Here is a 15,323-nt window from a genome sequence, read left to right on the forward strand (position 1 = left end):
AAAAGTTAAGCGGTACAAGTTTCATCATCACAGCGTTTATTCGCAGGAGAAACCATGTCCCAAATTGATACAGCAACCATTAGTCCTAGCCCCGTATAAGTAACGTATGAACTCCACCCGTACTGGAACCAAGGGTATAAAGAGAGTAAAACCAAAATGGGGCCAATTGAACCGATAAAACTACGGTGCCATTGACGATGGCTAAACCAGCCTAAGATATTCATTGCCAGCGCTAATACTGCAAACAGTGGTAACAACGTATTGATAAATACCCCTTCCCACTGACTAAGAAATCCCATCCCAATTGCCGCACCAAGACTAGCTATCGCGGGAAAACACATGGCGCATCCCATTGCCGAAACAAGTGCACCTATAGAGCCTGCTTTATCTCCGATACGCGTAACTAGTTCTAAGGGGCTAAACATTACTTATTTTCACTTTTTAAATTTGAAGGGTAGCCAGCGTTGGTAGTCGCTGCAATTAATGCATTGATGTTGGTTTTAGTGTCATCAAAAGAAACAACAGCTAGCTTAGGCTTGTAGGTAACTTTCGCATTTTCAACGCCATCAACATTTTCTAATGACTTTTTAACTGTGATTGGACATGTCGCACAGTTCATCGTTGGCACTTCCAGTGTAACTGTTTTTACTTCAGCAAAAGCACCAAAACTAGAAAGTGAAAGCAGTGCGGTTAATAATAATTTTTTCATAATTAGCTCCAAATTTTAAAATGTTATAAATTTCTTGATCTGTATATTAAGCAAACAAAAGTATCCAATAATTACTGGTCACTAAAATTGTCGCAACTATAACGCTCAGCCAGAAAATTACTTTTCGTTGTTGCTGTTTCTTAGGAATTGCACAGGCCGTTCCCGGCTCACACTCTTCTACAGGACGGTAAATTTTCCAACCTGAGTAACCAAACAACAACACTACAAATGCGATAAATAATGGCCTATAGGGTTCAAATGCAGTTAAATTACCAATCCATGAGCCACTTACCCCAAGTAATAACAGGAGCAAAGGACCTACACAGCATACGCCTGCGCCTAATGCTGCTATGATGCCTCCTATCATTGGAAGGTTTGATTCTTTTTGATTCATATAGATACCTCATTAAGTGATAATGCAAGTGTATTGCATGTACCTAAGTACGGAGTCAAGGGTGATTTATAAAAAATTTATCTTTGATAATCTGCTACGACAGATACGGGGAATAAGCTAACTTGAATTAAGGCGCAGAAGTAAAATTGGATATGCTGTTTTAGTGGGAAATGGTAGTTAAGTGAATCATTTACTTCGGTTGCAACGAATCAATTATTGGGCAGTGGCTATCGTCATCATTATTTTGGCATTGTCCTAAATGTTCTTCCAAAGCGTGTTCTAACAACAACAAGTCAGCCATCTTTTTTTGTACTGCGATCAGTTTTTTATTAGCTAATTCTTGTACTTTACTACATGGACTATCGTTTAACGCAAGTAACCCTTCAATCTCATTTAGCGTAAAACCTAATTCTTGAGAACGCTTGATAAAATGTATTCTATTTACCGTTTCTTTCGGGTAATGTCTATAGCCCTGCATAGGCTTTGGTGGTTGTTTAATTAAGCCTTTGCGTTCATAAAAGCGAATTGTTTCGACATTTACACTCAGTTCTTTAGCCAACATACTTATGGTTCGTTTAGACACGTTATCAATTACCTTACTGACTTTTTGTTTACTTACTTTATATCTAATTAAAGTGACCATCAATGAATACCAGTTTAAACATCGCTAATTGATTTTGTTTTTTCTTCTATTAAATAAGTAAAGTTACCGTTGTTACAACAATATTAAACCACAACAATGTATGGTTTATCCTTTTTCATTATCAAAGTCCAAATTAGTGTTATTACATGCAGTTCTACATGAGTACACCCTAAAGATACTGTTAATATATCACAGGCAATTACGTAATGACACCACTTAAATAAACCTATATGATATGACACCATCTAAATAGACCTAATTAGGCAAAAATGTTCATAAGAGCATATTTACGAGCATCAACTTCTGAGCAAGATGCAAATAGAGCAAAAAGCTCATTAAAAAAATTCGTTTCTGGCTTCAGCAAACGAATTGCTTCTTTTTATATAGAAAATAAATCTGGTAATTCTTTAGATAGACCAGAGCTAATTCGTTTATTGGATGAATCAGAGTCCGGTGATGTTTTGTTAGTTGAATCAATCGATCGTTTAACAAGGCTAAGCCCTGATGATTGGAAAACTCTTGTAGCCTCAATAAATGAAAAAGGAATTAGTGTTGTTAGTTTAGATCTACCAACCAGTCATTTAACATTTGGCAGTTTTCCAAGTGATGATTTTATGAGATCAATACTTAGTGCTATTAATAATATGCTGTTAGAAATATTAGCGGCCAGTGCATATAAAGAATATCGAGAACGTGAACGTAAGCAAAAAGAAGGTATTGTAAAAGCACAGCAAAAGGGACTTTATCACGGTCGTCAGCCTGATTTAGAGGCTCATGATAGGATTGCCTCGTTTACTGAAGCTGGATTTAGTATTAATAAAACGGCTGAAGCAGTTGGAGTTAGTCGAAGTACGGTAATTAGAGTTAGAAAAAAGCTTAAAAATTTAGACTAAGGTTAATTTCGAGGGGATGGGCGCAAAACCCCTAATTGGTGTTGGCAGCTCCATGCGCTGACGGTATGTAAGGCACTTTTTCTATCTTTGGTTGTAAATGAACGACGTGCTGTTTTTCCATCAATGGCAATGATATCAGCACCAGTGGTTTCAATAAGTGATGATATCCAAGATTGAAATGAATGCTCTATTTCATCTGATTTTAACCGACAAATGACACGGGCAATGGTGTCGTGTCTTGGGATACCCTCTTTGAAAGCGCCATATTTTTTTAACCAATCAAGTTTTAGATGCCCAAAATCTTCAATATCCTCCCATCCTTCTGCGCCGGAGAGTACAGCACTAATGGCTAAGAGGAGAATATCGATAAGTTCATGCTTTTTACAGCGTTCAATGCGAGGATCGGTAATTGAATCAAAGTGTTTCAGAAAAGTAGCGCTCATATTAAGTGACCAAGGTGATTATAATGCCTTGATCTGATCGCTACTTGTTCTAGAAGTTCAATTTATAATGATCTTGCCGTGGATTGTCCTGTATAAACTACTTAATTTGATTGACTTGAGTGGGTTTCTTGACTACCATGTTTTTTAAAATTTTGATGTTAGAGTAAAAATGAAAAATACTTGGATTAGTTTGTTAGTAGTACTATCGATTGCATTGCAGTCGTTTGCTTCTGTGGCTAATTCAAATGAAAGTCATCAGATTGACTCTCTACATATTCAAACAGAACATTCCCATGATAGTGAAGATATTGAACTTTTCGATGAATCATCTGACACTGAACATAATATTAAAGATTGCCATCATTGTGGTCACTGTCAAGGCACTCACACACAGTGGGTTGCCAGTAATAAATCTACACTACAGACCCCTAAACTTATTATTACAAATCAATATTTTTATGCTGTTCATGTAGATAAAATATTCACTGAAGAACCTATACGCCCCCCAATCGTTTAATTTAGTTTTAAAGCTATATTCGTAACAAATTTATTCTTAACTAGCGCTTAATGTAGCCTAGTTGGTTTAGTTGCGGCATTTTATTATTAAATTAAGAGATTATTATGAAATTTTTCTCAGCAAAATCTACTGGAATCGCATTATTTATCGGCTTTTCAGCAAGTTTATCTGTTAGTAGCTTCGCTTTTGCTAAGCCAACGCTATCGAGTGACTGGCTCGATCGGCAAATCAATAAACACCCTGATATTGTCTCAGCACGTGAACTCATGAATGCTGAATTTTCCAAAGCACAGGGCAGTAAGTTACCACTTTACAACCCAGAACTATCGACAGGTTACGAGCGTGAAGGTGACGGAAATAATTACAATATTGGTATTAGCCAAACGATTGACTTGTGGGATAAGCAGGCTGTTAATGCTGCTATCGGCGATAAAATATTAACGGCGGCCAGTAAACAATTCACTTATGCGATAGAGCAGAAAAAAGCACAAGCCTTAAAAGCACTTATTAATTGGCAACTTGCCATGGATAAGTCGTCACTTGCTTTTGAACAAGAGCAACAGTTAGAAACCTTGCTTAAAATTGTAACTAAAAGGCAGAAAGCTGGCGATCTTGGTCAGGTTGATGCTGAGTTAACTTTCTTGAATTTGTCGCAAATGCTTAATAAAACGGCCCAAATACAAGCACAGTTAACACAAGCTCAAGCCAAGGTTAATGAGTTGTTGCCTGATTGGCGTCCTGATACACAAGCATATCCAGAGCAGGGCTTAGGCGTTACAAACTTTCAAGTAGCTGAGCAGTGGTTAACGCAGCACCCGCAAGTATTAGCCTCTCAAGCACTGTGGCAAATGCAAAAAAGTAAAGCTCAATATGCCATGCTTGAAACCAAAGCCGATCCTACCATTGGAATTAGTACCGGAAAAAATGATGTCGATAATGTTGTCGGAGTTACTTTTTCTATGCCGTTAAATATTCGTAATGATTACCAAGCTAATGCCAAAGCACAAAACCAACAAGCTATCGCCGCAGAAGCAAATTTTCGTTCAGTAATGCGTAAGCAAAAGTATTTGATACAGGCAAGTACTGCCTCACTAATCTCTAATAAAAAATACCTTGGCCGTTGGCAACAGTTAATGCAAGGACGCGGCGAACACAGCGCGCAGTTATTGCAAAAACAATGGCAAGTAGGTGATTTAAATACCTCGGATTATTTATTGGCATTACAACAAAGAGCGGAAGGTTTATACGCGGGCATTGAATTACAAGCCCAGTTCAAAATAAGCGAAGTGCAATGGCTACTCGATGTAGGCCAATTAAATGCGGCAACTAAGCTATTAAACTAAACCTATTATATCACTTTACGCGGCTTGATGAGCGTGAATTGTTACAGAATTTGGAATTAAAAATGAAAAATAAAATAACTGATAAAACATCTCATAAAATAGTGAAAAAAATAAAACTCATTACCCTAAGTAGTTTATTTACTGGCTTAGCTGTCGTGTCAACTACGGCATTATCATATAACGATGCCGCTCTAGAAAAAACGCCAGCAGTAGAGCAATCCATCGTATTAAAAACTGACCATGATCATGACTCTGAAAGTGAAGAAGTGCATGACGAAAGTGGTCATGAACATGGTAGTGATGAAAGCAAAGACGACCATGCTGCGGAGGAGAAATCTGATGACGGTCATGACCATGGTAGTGAAACAGCGAGTAAAGAAACAGCTGAAGAAGAACATGAAGAAGGCATAAGTTTTAGTCCAGAAAAAATGGCACTCGCCAATATCAAAGTGACTAACTTAAAGCCGGCAATTTTTGCTAAAAGTATCTATGCACCAGGAGAAATAAAAGCGAACGGTTATACCAGTTACATTGTCTCTTCACGTACTGAATCGGTAGTGATCAGTCGTCATGCTATTTTAGGTGAACATGTGACTAAGGGTCAGTCTTTAGTTACCTTATTTAGTGAATCAATGGCCGAAGCACAAGCACAATATCGTGTTGCTTACAGTGAGTGGCAACGAGCTAAAAAATTGGGCCTTGGCACCGTCAGTGAAAGCCGCCTATTAGCCAGTGAAACAGATTACATTTCAGCTTATGGTCGATTAACTGCCTTTGGTTTAACCAAAGCAGCCATTAAAGATATTGTAAAAAACAACTCATCAAATCTTGGTGAATATACCTTAGTCGCTCAGCGCTCTGGTGTGGTTTTAAGTGATGATTTCTCTCAAGGACAACGTGTGCCTGCCGGTGAAAAAATCATGGTATTGGCTGATGAAAAAGACTTATGGGTTGAAGCGCGTGTTTCGCCAAATAAAAAATTAAGTCTTCCTATTGGCACCATTGCAAAAGTTGAGTTTGCCGGGCAAGTGCATGTTGCCAAGGTCATTCAAGAAGCACATACCATTGATCCAAGTACGCGTACCCGAATCGTTAGACTGTCGGTTGAAAATACTGATGACAGTTTGCATTCAGGCATGTTTGTTAATGTAAATTTTCAGTTTGATACGCAAAGCCCTGTAATAGCAGTACCAGAAACAGCATTAATGCGTGGTGCCGATGGTGATTGGACGGTATTTGTTGAAGACCATCCTGGTGAATTTAAAGCCGTTGAAGTTGAATTAGGTCAGCCATTAGGCAATTACCGTCAAATTATCGGTATTGAGCCTAATACCCGTTTGGTAACAAAAGGTGCCTTTTTTGTTGCGTCAGAAATAGCAAAAGGCGGATTTGATCCGCACGGCCACTAGGGGAATAAGATTATGTTTAATAAAATAATTGATTGGTCGATCAATAATCGACTCTTAGTAATTATCGCCCTAATTGCTACTATGGCAGGCTCTGTTATGGTGATCCCAAAACTAAATTTAGATGCTTTTCCTGATGTAACCAATGTTCAGGTAGCGGTTAATACTGAAGCACCGGGCTTAGCCGCTGAAGAAGTAGAGCAGTTAATAACCTATCCCATTGAAGCAGTAATGTATGCGTTGCCTGATGTAGAGCAAGTACGCTCTATTTCAAAAACGGGTTTATCGGGTGTTACTGTTGTCTTTAAAGAAGGCACAGACATCTACTTTGCTCGCCAGTTAGTATTTGAGCGTTTACAAGCGGCAAAAGAGTTAATTCCGCAAGGCGTGGGCACACCAGAAATGGGACCTAACACCTCAGGTTTGGGTCAAGTTTTTCAGTATTTGTTAATTGCAGATAAAGATTCTGGTTATGATTCTATGACCTTAAGGAGCTTGAACGATTGGATAGTAAAGTTATTGGTTATGCCGGTAGATGGTGTTACCGACGTCTTATCTTTTGGCGGCAACGTCAGACAGTATCAAGTCAACATTGAGCCAAGTAAATTATTATCATATGAGTTAACGCAAGACGATATTGTTACTGCACTCGATAACAACAATGCCAATGTTGGCGGTTGGTACATGAACCGTGGACAAGAGCAATTAGTTATTCGTGGCACAGGTTGGTTTAATAGTGGCGAAGCAGGTTTAGCTGATATTAGACAAGTACCGGTTAAAACGGTTGATGGTACTGTGGTGACTATCGAAGATGTAGCCAAGGTTTCGCTGGGTAGTGAAATACGCCAAGGCGCAGTTACTATGACGCGCAGAGATGCACAGGGTAACATTGAAAACTTAGGTGAAGTGGTTTCAGGTATCGTATTGAAACGTATGGGCGCAAATACTAAAGTGACAATCGACGGTATAAGTGCACGTATTCCAATGATCAACCAAGCACTACCTGAAGGCGTACGTTTTGAACCTTTCTACGATCAGGCAGATTTAATTACTAAAGCAGTTGATACTGTAGTGCAAGCATTAGCGCTGGCATTTATATTTATCGCTATCGTACTTGCTCTGTTTTTAATGAACTTACGCGCAACCTTTTTAGTGTTAATTTCAATTCCTATTTCAATCGCTATCGCCTTAATGGTGATGTCTTGGATAGGTTTATCGGCAAACTTAATGTCGTTAGGTGGTATCGCTGTTGCTATTGGTATGTTGGTTGATGGCTCTGTTGTGATGGTTGAAAACATGTTCAAACACCTTAATAGACCTGATTCAACACATTACAAAAATGCGCAAGCGAGAACGTTAGGCACAGATGCTGATCCCCACGATGTAGAACATGATAAAGAAGGCATTCCTCTACGATTAAAAGAAGCAGGAAAAGAAGTTGCACGCCCGGTATTTTTTGCTGCCTCTATTATTTTAGTGGTATTTACACCGTTATTTAGCTTTGAAGGAGTGGAAGCTAAATTGTTCCAGCCGATGGCTATCAGTATTATTTTAGCGGTTATTTCGGCTATTTTTGTGGCACTGTTTGTGGTTCCAGCCTTAGCAACCTTTATGTTTAATAAAGGCGTTAAAGAAAGAGAAAGTTTTGTCTTAAAACCATTAGATAAGCTTTATCGAAAAGGCCTCAAAGCCGCGATGAAACACACGAAAGTAGTTATTATTGCTTCATTATTGTTACTTGTGGGTGCAGCATCTTTAATACCTCAAATAGGGACTGAATTTGTACCAGAATTAGAAGAGGGTACCATTAACCTAAGAGCAACATTAGCGCCATCAGCAAGTTTAGAAACAGCCTTGTCGGTTGCTCCAATTCTTGAAGAAAAGTTAATGGAGTTCCCCGAAGTTGAATATACCCTAAGTCGAATTGGACGTGCTGAAATCGGCGGTGATCCTGAACCAGTTAATAACATCGAAATTTACATTGGCTTAAAACCTGTTTCAGAATGGACAAGTGCCAAAAATCGCGTTGAATTACAAGGTTTAATGGAAGAGAAACTTGAGCAATTCCCAGGGTTATTACTTAACTTTTCACAGCCCATAGCGACTCGTGTAGATGAATTACTGTCAGGAGTTAAAGCGCAACTTGCCATTAAATTGTTTGGACCAGAATTAGATATGTTGGCGAGCAAAGGTCAAGAAATTGAAGCGGCAATCAAACAAATTGATGGCGCAAGAGATGTAGCCTTAGAGCAAATCGCTGGTGAAGCACAGTTAGTGATTAAACCGAAAAGACAGCAATTGTCACGTTTTGGTTTGTCAGTTGGCGATGTCATGGAAGTGGTTAAAAACGGTATCGGTGGCGTTAGCGCTGGCCAAATAATCAATGGCAATGAACGTTATGATATTTATGTTCGCATTGAAGAAAAATACCGTGATAACCAAGAAGCTATTGCAGATCTGAGAATACAATCACCTACGGGTGCTTGGGTACGTTTAGGCGATATTGCTACCGTCAGTTTTGAATCTGGCCCACCACAAGTGCGACGTGATGATGTACAGCGACGCGTGGTAATTCAAGCCAATGTTCAAGGTCGAGACATGGGAAGTGTTGTTAGCGACATTCGTGCAGTTATTGATAGCAAAGTAGATTTACCTGCAGGTTATTCTGTAGTGATTGGTGGTCAATTTGAAAACCAACAACGTGCGCAGCAGCGACTATCAGTGGTAGTGCCTCTATCATTGGCACTAATTGCCTTGCTACTTTATTTCGCCTTTGGCTCTGTTGGTCAAGCGATGCTTATTTTAGTGAATGTACCCTTGGCCGTTATAGGTGGTATTTTCTCACTGTATATTTCAGGTCAATACTTGTCAGTGCCAAGTTCAGTCGGCTTTATCACTTTGTTTGGTGTCGCCGTGCTTAATGGTGTAGTCATGGTAGAAAGCATTAACCAGCTGGTAAAAGATGGTATAGACACCTCAAAAGCTGTTTTTGATGGGGCAGTATCTCGTTTACGTCCAGTATTAATGACCGCCATTACTTCTGCGTTAGGTTTAATTCCAATGCTGATGTCCAATGGAGTTGGCGCTGAAATTCAACGACCACTGGCGAGTGTTATTGTTGGCGGTTTGGTTACTGCAACGTTACTCACCTTGTTTGTGTTACCGGTTTTATATGCTTGGTTCTCAAAAGCCAAAATCAAAGATCTTAGAGACTAACGCGCTAGATAACTTAGTGACTTACTCATTAACTTACAAATTAATAAAGTAAGTAACTAATTTGATAGCACTATAAATCGCTACTAGCTAAGCTCTTGTCAAAAGCAGGGCTTAGCCAGTCATTTTCACTCGATGCAGAGATTCAATAGTAGGCTTTTATTAGCTTCGAATTTTTGCATCCTAAATTTAGGGAATAATGATGAAAAAGCTGTCGTTTTTCAATTATTCGCCAAACCTCCTTATTATCGCCACCGTGCTATTTATTATAGTGACGGGCAATTCTACATTTTTTGAACAAGTTAATTCGGTATACCCGTGGCAAGATAATCAAGGTTTTATTATCGCGCTGACTCTTGTGGTAATGAGTGTATTAACCATTATTGTGTCATTTTTCAGTATTATCATTCCCGTTCGAATAGTACTGAGCAGTCTTTTACTCTTATCTGCCATGGCTGGTTATTATACCGATAGCTTTGGCACCATCATTGATAATGTAATGATTCAAAACATTGCTGAAACGAATATCGATGAAGCAACTGACTTACTGTCATTTGAGTATTTTTTAACTGTTTTGTTGTTAGCCATAGTACCTATAGCTTGCCTTTTTATGGTCAAAATAGATAAATCGTCATGGACAAAAAACTGTTGGCTACAAATAAGTAATACCATCATGGCACTTGGTGTAATTACTGTTTCACTTTATATTTTTAGTGCTCAATTCACTAATTTCTTTAGAGAACACAAGCCATTAAGATTTTACTTAAATCCTATCTATCCCATTTACTCTACGGGATTTTTCCTCAAGGACGTGCTTGAACAGCAAGAAAATAACGAATTTTTAATGGTAGTAAACTCTGCCAATGATATTGATAAAGAGTCGCATAAAAAACTCTACATTGTCATTGTCGGTGAAACTGTCCATGCGGGTAATCTTTCTATAAATGGCTATAAACGAGAAACTACACCATTATTAGCTCAAAGAGATGATTTAATTAGTTTTGATAAATTCTATGCTTGTGGCACATCAACCGCGATTTCGGTCCCTTGTATGTTTTCATTCGATAACCGAGAGTCATTTGATAATAAAAAAGCACGGCGAACACAAAACGTATTAGATGTTATTTCCAAAGCCGGGGTAAGTGTCCTTTGGCGAGACAATAACTCTAGTTCAAAAGGCGTCGCAGATCGTGTCGAATACCAAAATTTCAAATCACCTGAGCTAAATTCAGTGTGCGATATAGAGTGTCGTGACATTGGTATGTTAGACGGTTTACAGGGGTATATTGATGATCAAGAAGGTAGTGTATTCATAGTGCTTCATCAAATGGGCAACCACGGCCCGGCATATTACAAACGATACCCCAAAGACTTTGAGAAGTTCACTCCTGCCTGTCAAACAAGCGAACTCTCCGCCTGTGAAACTAGCGAAATTGTTAATGCGTATGATAATGCCATTCTCTATACCGATTACTTTATCAATGAAACCATTAATTTATTAGAAGAGAACAATACCAACTTTGAAACTGCCATGTTTTATATTGGCGATCATGGTGAATCGTTAGGTAAGAACGGACTCTACTTACATGGTATGCCTTACATGCTGGCGCCTGAAGAACAGACTCATGTACCTTTAATTGCTTGGTTCGGCTCTTCATCACACGTTGATATGGAAAGTACGGTCAAACAAAGTAAAAAAGAAAGTTCTCACGATGCTTTTTCTTTTTCTTTACTACATGCGTTAAATATCAGCACAGATATGTCATTGCCTGAAAAAGCGCCATCACCACTATTTGTTACGCAAGAGGAAGAGTAAATGTCAAATAATAACCATACGCACAGCCATGCACATAACCATGACGGAAAATTAAGCATGGCAGTATTTATCAATATTTTACTTACTGTGGCCCAAGTTATCGGCGGGGTTTTATCAGGTAGTTTATCCTTGATTGCTGATGCGCTTCATAACCTCAGTGATGCAGGCGCTATCGTTATTGCGATTGTTGCGAGAAAAATTGCAAGAAAACCCGCTAATAGCCAAATGACTTTTGGTTTTAAACGGGCTGAAATTATCGGGGCATTAATCAACAGTACTACCCTTATTATTCTTGGTATATATCTCATTTATGCCGCAGTTGAGAAGTACTTTAACCCTCAACCTATTGATGGTTGGATTGTTGTTTGGATTGCGACAATAGCCTTAGTGATTGATTCCATAACCGCGTGGTTGACTTATCAAGCAGGCGCGAAGAATAACTTGAATCTCAGAGCGGCATTTATTCATAATTTATCTGATGCCTTTGCTTCTGTCGTTGTCATTGTTGCGGGTAGTTTGATCATTTTATATCAATGGTATGTTGTCGATTTATTGGCAACCATACTTATCTCGGTTTATGTGGTGTACCACGGTATTATTTTAGCTAAGCAAAGTATTCGTATTTTAATGCAAGCGGTCCCCGTTGATATCGATATCGATAAGATTTGTAAGGATATCGAATCAATGGAGAATGTTGAAAAAGTAAGACACATTCATGTGTGGCAATTAGATGATAGCGAAGTGTATTTAGAAACCAGTGTTAACTTAAAAACGATGGAACAATTCCAAGATCTTAAGCCAATTAAAGATTTGCTCGCAGCTCAATACGGTATTCACCACTCGACCATAGAAGTGGTAGTAGGGAACACCTTGCAAATGGAGAATTGTTTTGAACTTGAGTAAACACCTGCTTTATTCAATGTATGCATTAACGCTTATTGCTTTTTTATTTGAAACAACAAATAGCGATATTTGGCTTCAAAATTTGTTATTCAATGCATCCAACCAAACGTGGTTAATTGATAAATATGAAGAGCCTTATCGTTTTATTTTTTACTTGTTGCCTAAATACAGCATTATTTTGTTGGCACTGTCGCTCATTGCTTTTTACGTTATCGCTTGTAGACGCAAGTACTCTAAGCACTTTCAAAAGCGATTATTAGTGGTTATTTTCTCTTTGATGTTAGTGCCGTCAGTCATCGGCGGTTTAAAAGCAACAACCAATGGTGCTTGTCCTGCGCAGCTTGAACTATATGGCGGCGATGTCCCTTATGTTAAGGCGTTTGAATTAATGCCTGAATCGTTTGAGTCAACTAAAAAGTACAAGTGCTTTCCTGCGGGTCATGCCAGCGGTGGTTTTGCCTTAATGTCATTATTCTTTTTGTTTTATCGTCCGAAATACCAATGTATTGCGATAGCGTTTGCTGTTTCTACTGGCTGGATTATGGGGAGTTATAAGATGGCGATAGGTGACCATTTTTTAAGTCACACACTAACAACGATGACGTTGTCATGGTTAATCATTTGTTTGATAGCCGCGGTAGTGTTTCGTACCTTACACTTTCCTAATTCCAAACCTAATGCTAAGAATAGCCAACAGGAGCCAATCAATGGGTACTAAGCAAAAGCCGACGGGAATAAAACGAATATACCTAGCAGCGGGGCATTCACTCAGAGCGTTTAAATGGCTGATAGCAAATGAAGCAGCGTTTAAACAAGAATTCTGGCTGTCAGTTCTTCTCGTTGTGGGCTGTTTATTCTTTCCATTTTCACTTTTTGAGTACGTGATTCTTTGGTGCGCTTTATTATTCGTATTGTTGGCAGAAATCTTCAATACCGCTATTGAGGCAGTAGTCGATAGAATTGGCGCGGAAATTCATCCGCTGTCAGGTTTAGCGAAAGACTTAGGCTCTTTGGCTGTGATGGTGAGCGTTATCATCGCAACTTTAATATGGGCTGGTGTATTTATTCAGCACTTGAGCTTATGAAGTGTAAATGTTATTAGAATGTATAATAATTCAAAAATATATTTAATCTAATACTCTATGTTAGACAATTAAGAATATTTTCAGCCATGTCCGCTATAGATCAAAAAATACAAACATTTTTAGCCAAAACACTCAAATAGTAACTTCTGCTGTAAGCGTATAGCTAACGACACCTAGCCTTGCTTAATATTCCAAGGTAGCAGTGGCTCAAGGTTACTTGGCTGCTCTGCAATATGTTGCAAGCACATTGAGATGTAGTCATGCACTACAAGATCATTTGCCTTTGCGGTTTCAACAAGACTATAGAGTATGGCGCTGGCATGCGCGCCATTACTGGTATTTGAGAACAGCCATAAAACCGCCCTATTACGAACGGTTTTATGGCTCGCTCTGCTCGGTTATTATCAATACTGAGCCTGCCATCATCGAGGTAACGCCTGAATTTCTCAAACTGGTTTATCGCATAGGTAATTGCTTTCCCTAGCGCCATTTGGGGAGGGATTTTATCTTTGTGTTTGAGTAACCATTGATACAATTCATCAACGATTGGTTTGGCTTTTTGCTGCCTAACGGTGAATTTTTCACTGACCGATTTACCTTTGATGGCTTGCTCAATACCATAGAGTTTGCGAATAAGGTTAAGTGCTACATCCGCTTTAACGGTTTTTTTATTATTGCCTTTGGCCTCGATGAACTTACGGCGTATATGAGCTAAGCACGCAACCAGTGTTGCCTTCGTTTGCTCGTATGCTTTGTAGCCGTCAACGTGCATGTAGCCTTGATAACCGTCAAGAAAACCAACTACACAGTGGGCCGCGCGACTATTATGATAATCAAACAGGACAATATTAGTGTCTTTACCCGGCTTATCATCGCCACAACAGTACAGCCACATATAGCTGGTCGCTTTCTCTGCGTTAATAACGTTTAACGAGGTTTCATCGCCTATAAATCACCGCAATTAAGGTGAGCGTCTAGCGAACTACACCTATGTTTTAAAATTCCAGGGTAACAAGCTGTCGATATCGGGCTCAGGCTGGCACAGTTCATCAAGGCAAGCACAGATGTAATTAAATGGGATTAGACCATTTATCTTGGCGGTTTCCACAATGCTGTAAAGGGTGGCACTAGCATGGGCACCGTTAGCCGTTTGGCTAAATAACCAATTCTTTCGGCCTATCACAAACGGTTTTACCGCGCGTTCTGCTCTATTATTATCGATGCTAAGTCGGCCATCATCAACATAGCGTATGAGCTTGTGCCATTGATTTGCCAGGTAATTAGCTGCCTCTATCAGTTTGCTGTTCCCCACTAAATTTGGCTGATCCTGCTCAAGCCATATTCTTAGCTTGCTAAGAATAGGCAGGCTAACCTCTTGTCTTGCCGTATATTTGTCATCCACACTTTTATCTTTGATGCGTGACTCAACGCCGTACAGTTTTTGGATAAGGCTCAATACCACATCCGCTTTACCGGTTTTGTTTTTACCTTGTAGCTTTTTCGCGTCGATAAATATACGACGAGCATGCGCCCAGCAGCCGATTAAGGTTGCCTCTGTTCTGGCATAGGCTTGATAGCCATCCACGTGCAAGTACCCTTGATATCCATCAAGATAATTGACCACGCAGGCGGCCGCGCGACTATTGTGGAAGTCGTAAAGTACGATATTAGGGATAGGATTATTCGGGTCTGGTGAATCTCGACCCGAGCAATACACCCACATGTAACTGTTTACTTTGTCCGATTTCACCACCTTTAATGGCGTTTCATCGGCAAACAGCGTGGGTTGCTTTAACAGCTCGGCTTTAAGCCGTTCAACTAATGGCGCGAAGAGTGTGGCTGATTTGTCTATCCAGCTGCTCATGGTCTGTCGACTGAGTTCAATACCGTATTGCTTAAACATCGCTTCCTGGCGATACAGCGGTAACCCGTATTGGTATTTACTGGTGATAAGCTGA

Annotated in this window: 16 protein-coding genes and 1 pseudogene; 9 read left to right on the forward strand and 8 right to left on the reverse strand. The window is 39.4% G+C overall.

All coding sequences use genetic code 11. The features are described 5' to 3' along the window. Window positions 1-5 precede the first annotated feature (5 nt). The 4 genes from merC to merR form a co-directional block, all read right to left on the reverse strand. Entirely contained in the window at window positions 6-425 is a 420-nt protein-coding gene (gene merC, locus I6F10_RS10695; protein ID WP_008467331.1) for an organomercurial transporter MerC, read from the reverse strand. After that, window positions 425-709 carry a mercury resistance system periplasmic binding protein MerP gene (merP, locus tag I6F10_RS10700; RefSeq protein ID WP_008110847.1) on the reverse strand — a complete coding sequence of 95 codons (285 nt, stop codon included), beginning with the start codon at window positions 707-709 and terminating at the stop codon, window positions 425-427. The genes merC and merP overlap by 1 nt, the downstream gene beginning before the upstream one ends. A 46-nt stretch (window positions 710-755) precedes the next feature. Next, the gene (locus I6F10_RS10705; protein ID WP_008467333.1) at window positions 756-1,103 is read right to left on the reverse strand and encodes a mercuric transporter MerT family protein; all 348 of its coding nucleotides are present in this window, start codon (window positions 1,101-1,103) and stop codon (window positions 756-758) included. A 190-nt stretch (window positions 1,104-1,293) separates the two neighbouring features. After that, window positions 1,294-1,665, reverse strand: coding sequence for an Hg(II)-responsive transcriptional regulator (gene merR / locus I6F10_RS10710; RefSeq protein WP_033011277.1), 372 nt, complete (start codon window positions 1,663-1,665; stop codon window positions 1,294-1,296). Between the two features lie 350 nt (window positions 1,666-2,015). Between merR and I6F10_RS10715 the strand changes: the two genes are divergently transcribed. Then, complete coding sequence (locus I6F10_RS10715) at window positions 2,016-2,639, forward strand: recombinase family protein (protein WP_008467336.1); 624 nt, start codon at window positions 2,016-2,018, stop codon at window positions 2,637-2,639. A 32-nt stretch (window positions 2,640-2,671) separates the two neighbouring features. Here I6F10_RS10715 and I6F10_RS10720 read toward each other — a convergent pair. Beyond that, a pseudogene (locus I6F10_RS10720) lies at window positions 2,672-3,082 on the reverse strand (ISAs1 family transposase); the annotation flags it as partial. Between the two features lie 169 nt (window positions 3,083-3,251). Between I6F10_RS10720 and I6F10_RS10725 the strand changes: the two are divergent. From I6F10_RS10725 to I6F10_RS10760, 8 genes are all read left to right on the forward strand, one after another. Next, a complete protein-coding gene (locus I6F10_RS10725) occupies window positions 3,252-3,599 on the forward strand; it encodes a hypothetical protein (RefSeq protein ID WP_016899519.1) in 348 nt (115 codons plus the stop codon). Window positions 3,600-3,703: 104 nt separating this feature from the next. Further along, window positions 3,704-4,942 (forward strand): TolC family protein, encoded by a 1,239-nt coding sequence (locus tag I6F10_RS10730; RefSeq protein WP_165724380.1) that lies wholly within the window; start codon window positions 3,704-3,706, stop codon window positions 4,940-4,942. Between the two features lie 62 nt (window positions 4,943-5,004). Further along, complete coding sequence (locus I6F10_RS10735; protein WP_024603825.1) at window positions 5,005-6,351, forward strand: efflux RND transporter periplasmic adaptor subunit; 1,347 nt, start codon at window positions 5,005-5,007, stop codon at window positions 6,349-6,351. Between the two features lie 12 nt (window positions 6,352-6,363). Then, window positions 6,364-9,564: an efflux RND transporter permease subunit gene (locus tag I6F10_RS10740; RefSeq protein WP_165724382.1), complete on the forward strand. Its 3,201-nt coding sequence runs from the start codon at window positions 6,364-6,366 to the stop codon at window positions 9,562-9,564. Between the two features lie 196 nt (window positions 9,565-9,760). Then, window positions 9,761-11,377, forward strand: coding sequence for a phosphoethanolamine transferase (locus I6F10_RS10745; RefSeq protein ID WP_231619929.1), 1,617 nt, complete (start codon window positions 9,761-9,763; stop codon window positions 11,375-11,377). Further along, window positions 11,378-12,280 (forward strand): cation diffusion facilitator family transporter, encoded by a 903-nt coding sequence (locus I6F10_RS10750; RefSeq protein WP_002962881.1) that lies wholly within the window; start codon window positions 11,378-11,380, stop codon window positions 12,278-12,280. Continuing rightward, the gene (locus tag I6F10_RS10755) at window positions 12,267-12,998 is read left to right on the forward strand and encodes a phosphatase PAP2 family protein (RefSeq protein ID WP_002962876.1); all 732 of its coding nucleotides are present in this window, start codon (window positions 12,267-12,269) and stop codon (window positions 12,996-12,998) included. The genes I6F10_RS10750 and I6F10_RS10755 overlap by 14 nt, the downstream gene beginning before the upstream one ends. Beyond that, window positions 12,988-13,365: a diacylglycerol kinase gene (locus I6F10_RS10760; RefSeq protein ID WP_010554758.1), complete on the forward strand. Its 378-nt coding sequence runs from the start codon at window positions 12,988-12,990 to the stop codon at window positions 13,363-13,365. Before I6F10_RS10755 ends, I6F10_RS10760 begins: the two co-directional genes overlap by 11 nt. A gap of 173 nt (window positions 13,366-13,538) precedes the next feature. Here I6F10_RS10760 and I6F10_RS20460 read toward each other — a convergent pair whose 3' ends face one another. The 3 genes from I6F10_RS20460 to tnpC (I6F10_RS10770) form a co-directional block, all read right to left on the reverse strand. Beyond that, window positions 13,539-13,631, reverse strand: coding sequence for a hypothetical protein (locus tag I6F10_RS20460; RefSeq protein WP_021032142.1), 93 nt, complete (start codon window positions 13,629-13,631; stop codon window positions 13,539-13,541). Further along, entirely contained in the window at window positions 13,631-14,260 is a 630-nt protein-coding gene (tnpC, locus tag I6F10_RS10765) for an IS66 family transposase (RefSeq protein WP_021032143.1), read from the reverse strand. The genes I6F10_RS20460 and tnpC (I6F10_RS10765) overlap by 1 nt, the downstream gene beginning before the upstream one ends. Before the next feature lie 93 nt (window positions 14,261-14,353). Further along, on the reverse strand, window positions 14,354-15,323 hold a 970-nt coding region (gene tnpC, locus I6F10_RS10770; RefSeq protein ID WP_197098801.1), incomplete at its 5' end, for an IS66 family transposase.

The sequence above is a fragment of the Pseudoalteromonas sp. SWYJZ98 genome, from assembly GCF_015864495.1.
Classification (GTDB): domain Bacteria; phylum Pseudomonadota; class Gammaproteobacteria; order Enterobacterales; family Alteromonadaceae; genus Pseudoalteromonas; species Pseudoalteromonas distincta.

Bases quoted from the DNA above. Each gene is read 5' to 3' on its own strand.
- I6F10_RS10745 (WP_231619929.1), top strand. From the start codon at position 9,761: ATGATGAAAAAGCTGTCGTTTTTCAATTATTCGCCAAACCTCCTTATT.
- merR (WP_033011277.1), bottom strand. From the start codon at position 1,665: ATGTTGGCTAAAGAACTGAGTGTAAATGTCGAAACAATTCGCTTTTAT.
- merP (WP_008110847.1), bottom strand. From the start codon at position 709: ATGAAAAAATTATTATTAACCGCACTGCTTTCACTTTCTAGTTTTGGT.
- I6F10_RS10730 (WP_165724380.1), top strand. From the start codon at position 3,704: ATGAAATTTTTCTCAGCAAAATCTACTGGAATCGCATTATTTATCGGC.
- I6F10_RS10735 (WP_024603825.1), top strand. From the start codon at position 5,005: ATGAAAAATAAAATAACTGATAAAACATCTCATAAAATAGTGAAAAAA.
- I6F10_RS10750 (WP_002962881.1), top strand. From the start codon at position 11,378: ATGTCAAATAATAACCATACGCACAGCCATGCACATAACCATGACGGA.
- I6F10_RS10725 (WP_016899519.1), top strand. From the start codon at position 3,252: ATGAAAAATACTTGGATTAGTTTGTTAGTAGTACTATCGATTGCATTG.
- I6F10_RS10740 (WP_165724382.1), top strand. From the start codon at position 6,364: ATGTTTAATAAAATAATTGATTGGTCGATCAATAATCGACTCTTAGTA.
- I6F10_RS10760 (WP_010554758.1), top strand. From the start codon at position 12,988: ATGGGTACTAAGCAAAAGCCGACGGGAATAAAACGAATATACCTAGCA.
- tnpC (WP_021032143.1), bottom strand. From the start codon at position 14,260: ATGTGGCTGTACTGTTGTGGCGATGATAAGCCGGGTAAAGACACTAAT.
- I6F10_RS10705 (WP_008467333.1), bottom strand. From the start codon at position 1,103: ATGAATCAAAAAGAATCAAACCTTCCAATGATAGGAGGCATCATAGCA.
- merC (WP_008467331.1), bottom strand. From the start codon at position 425: ATGTTTAGCCCCTTAGAACTAGTTACGCGTATCGGAGATAAAGCAGGC.
- I6F10_RS10715 (WP_008467336.1), top strand. From the start codon at position 2,016: ATGTTCATAAGAGCATATTTACGAGCATCAACTTCTGAGCAAGATGCA.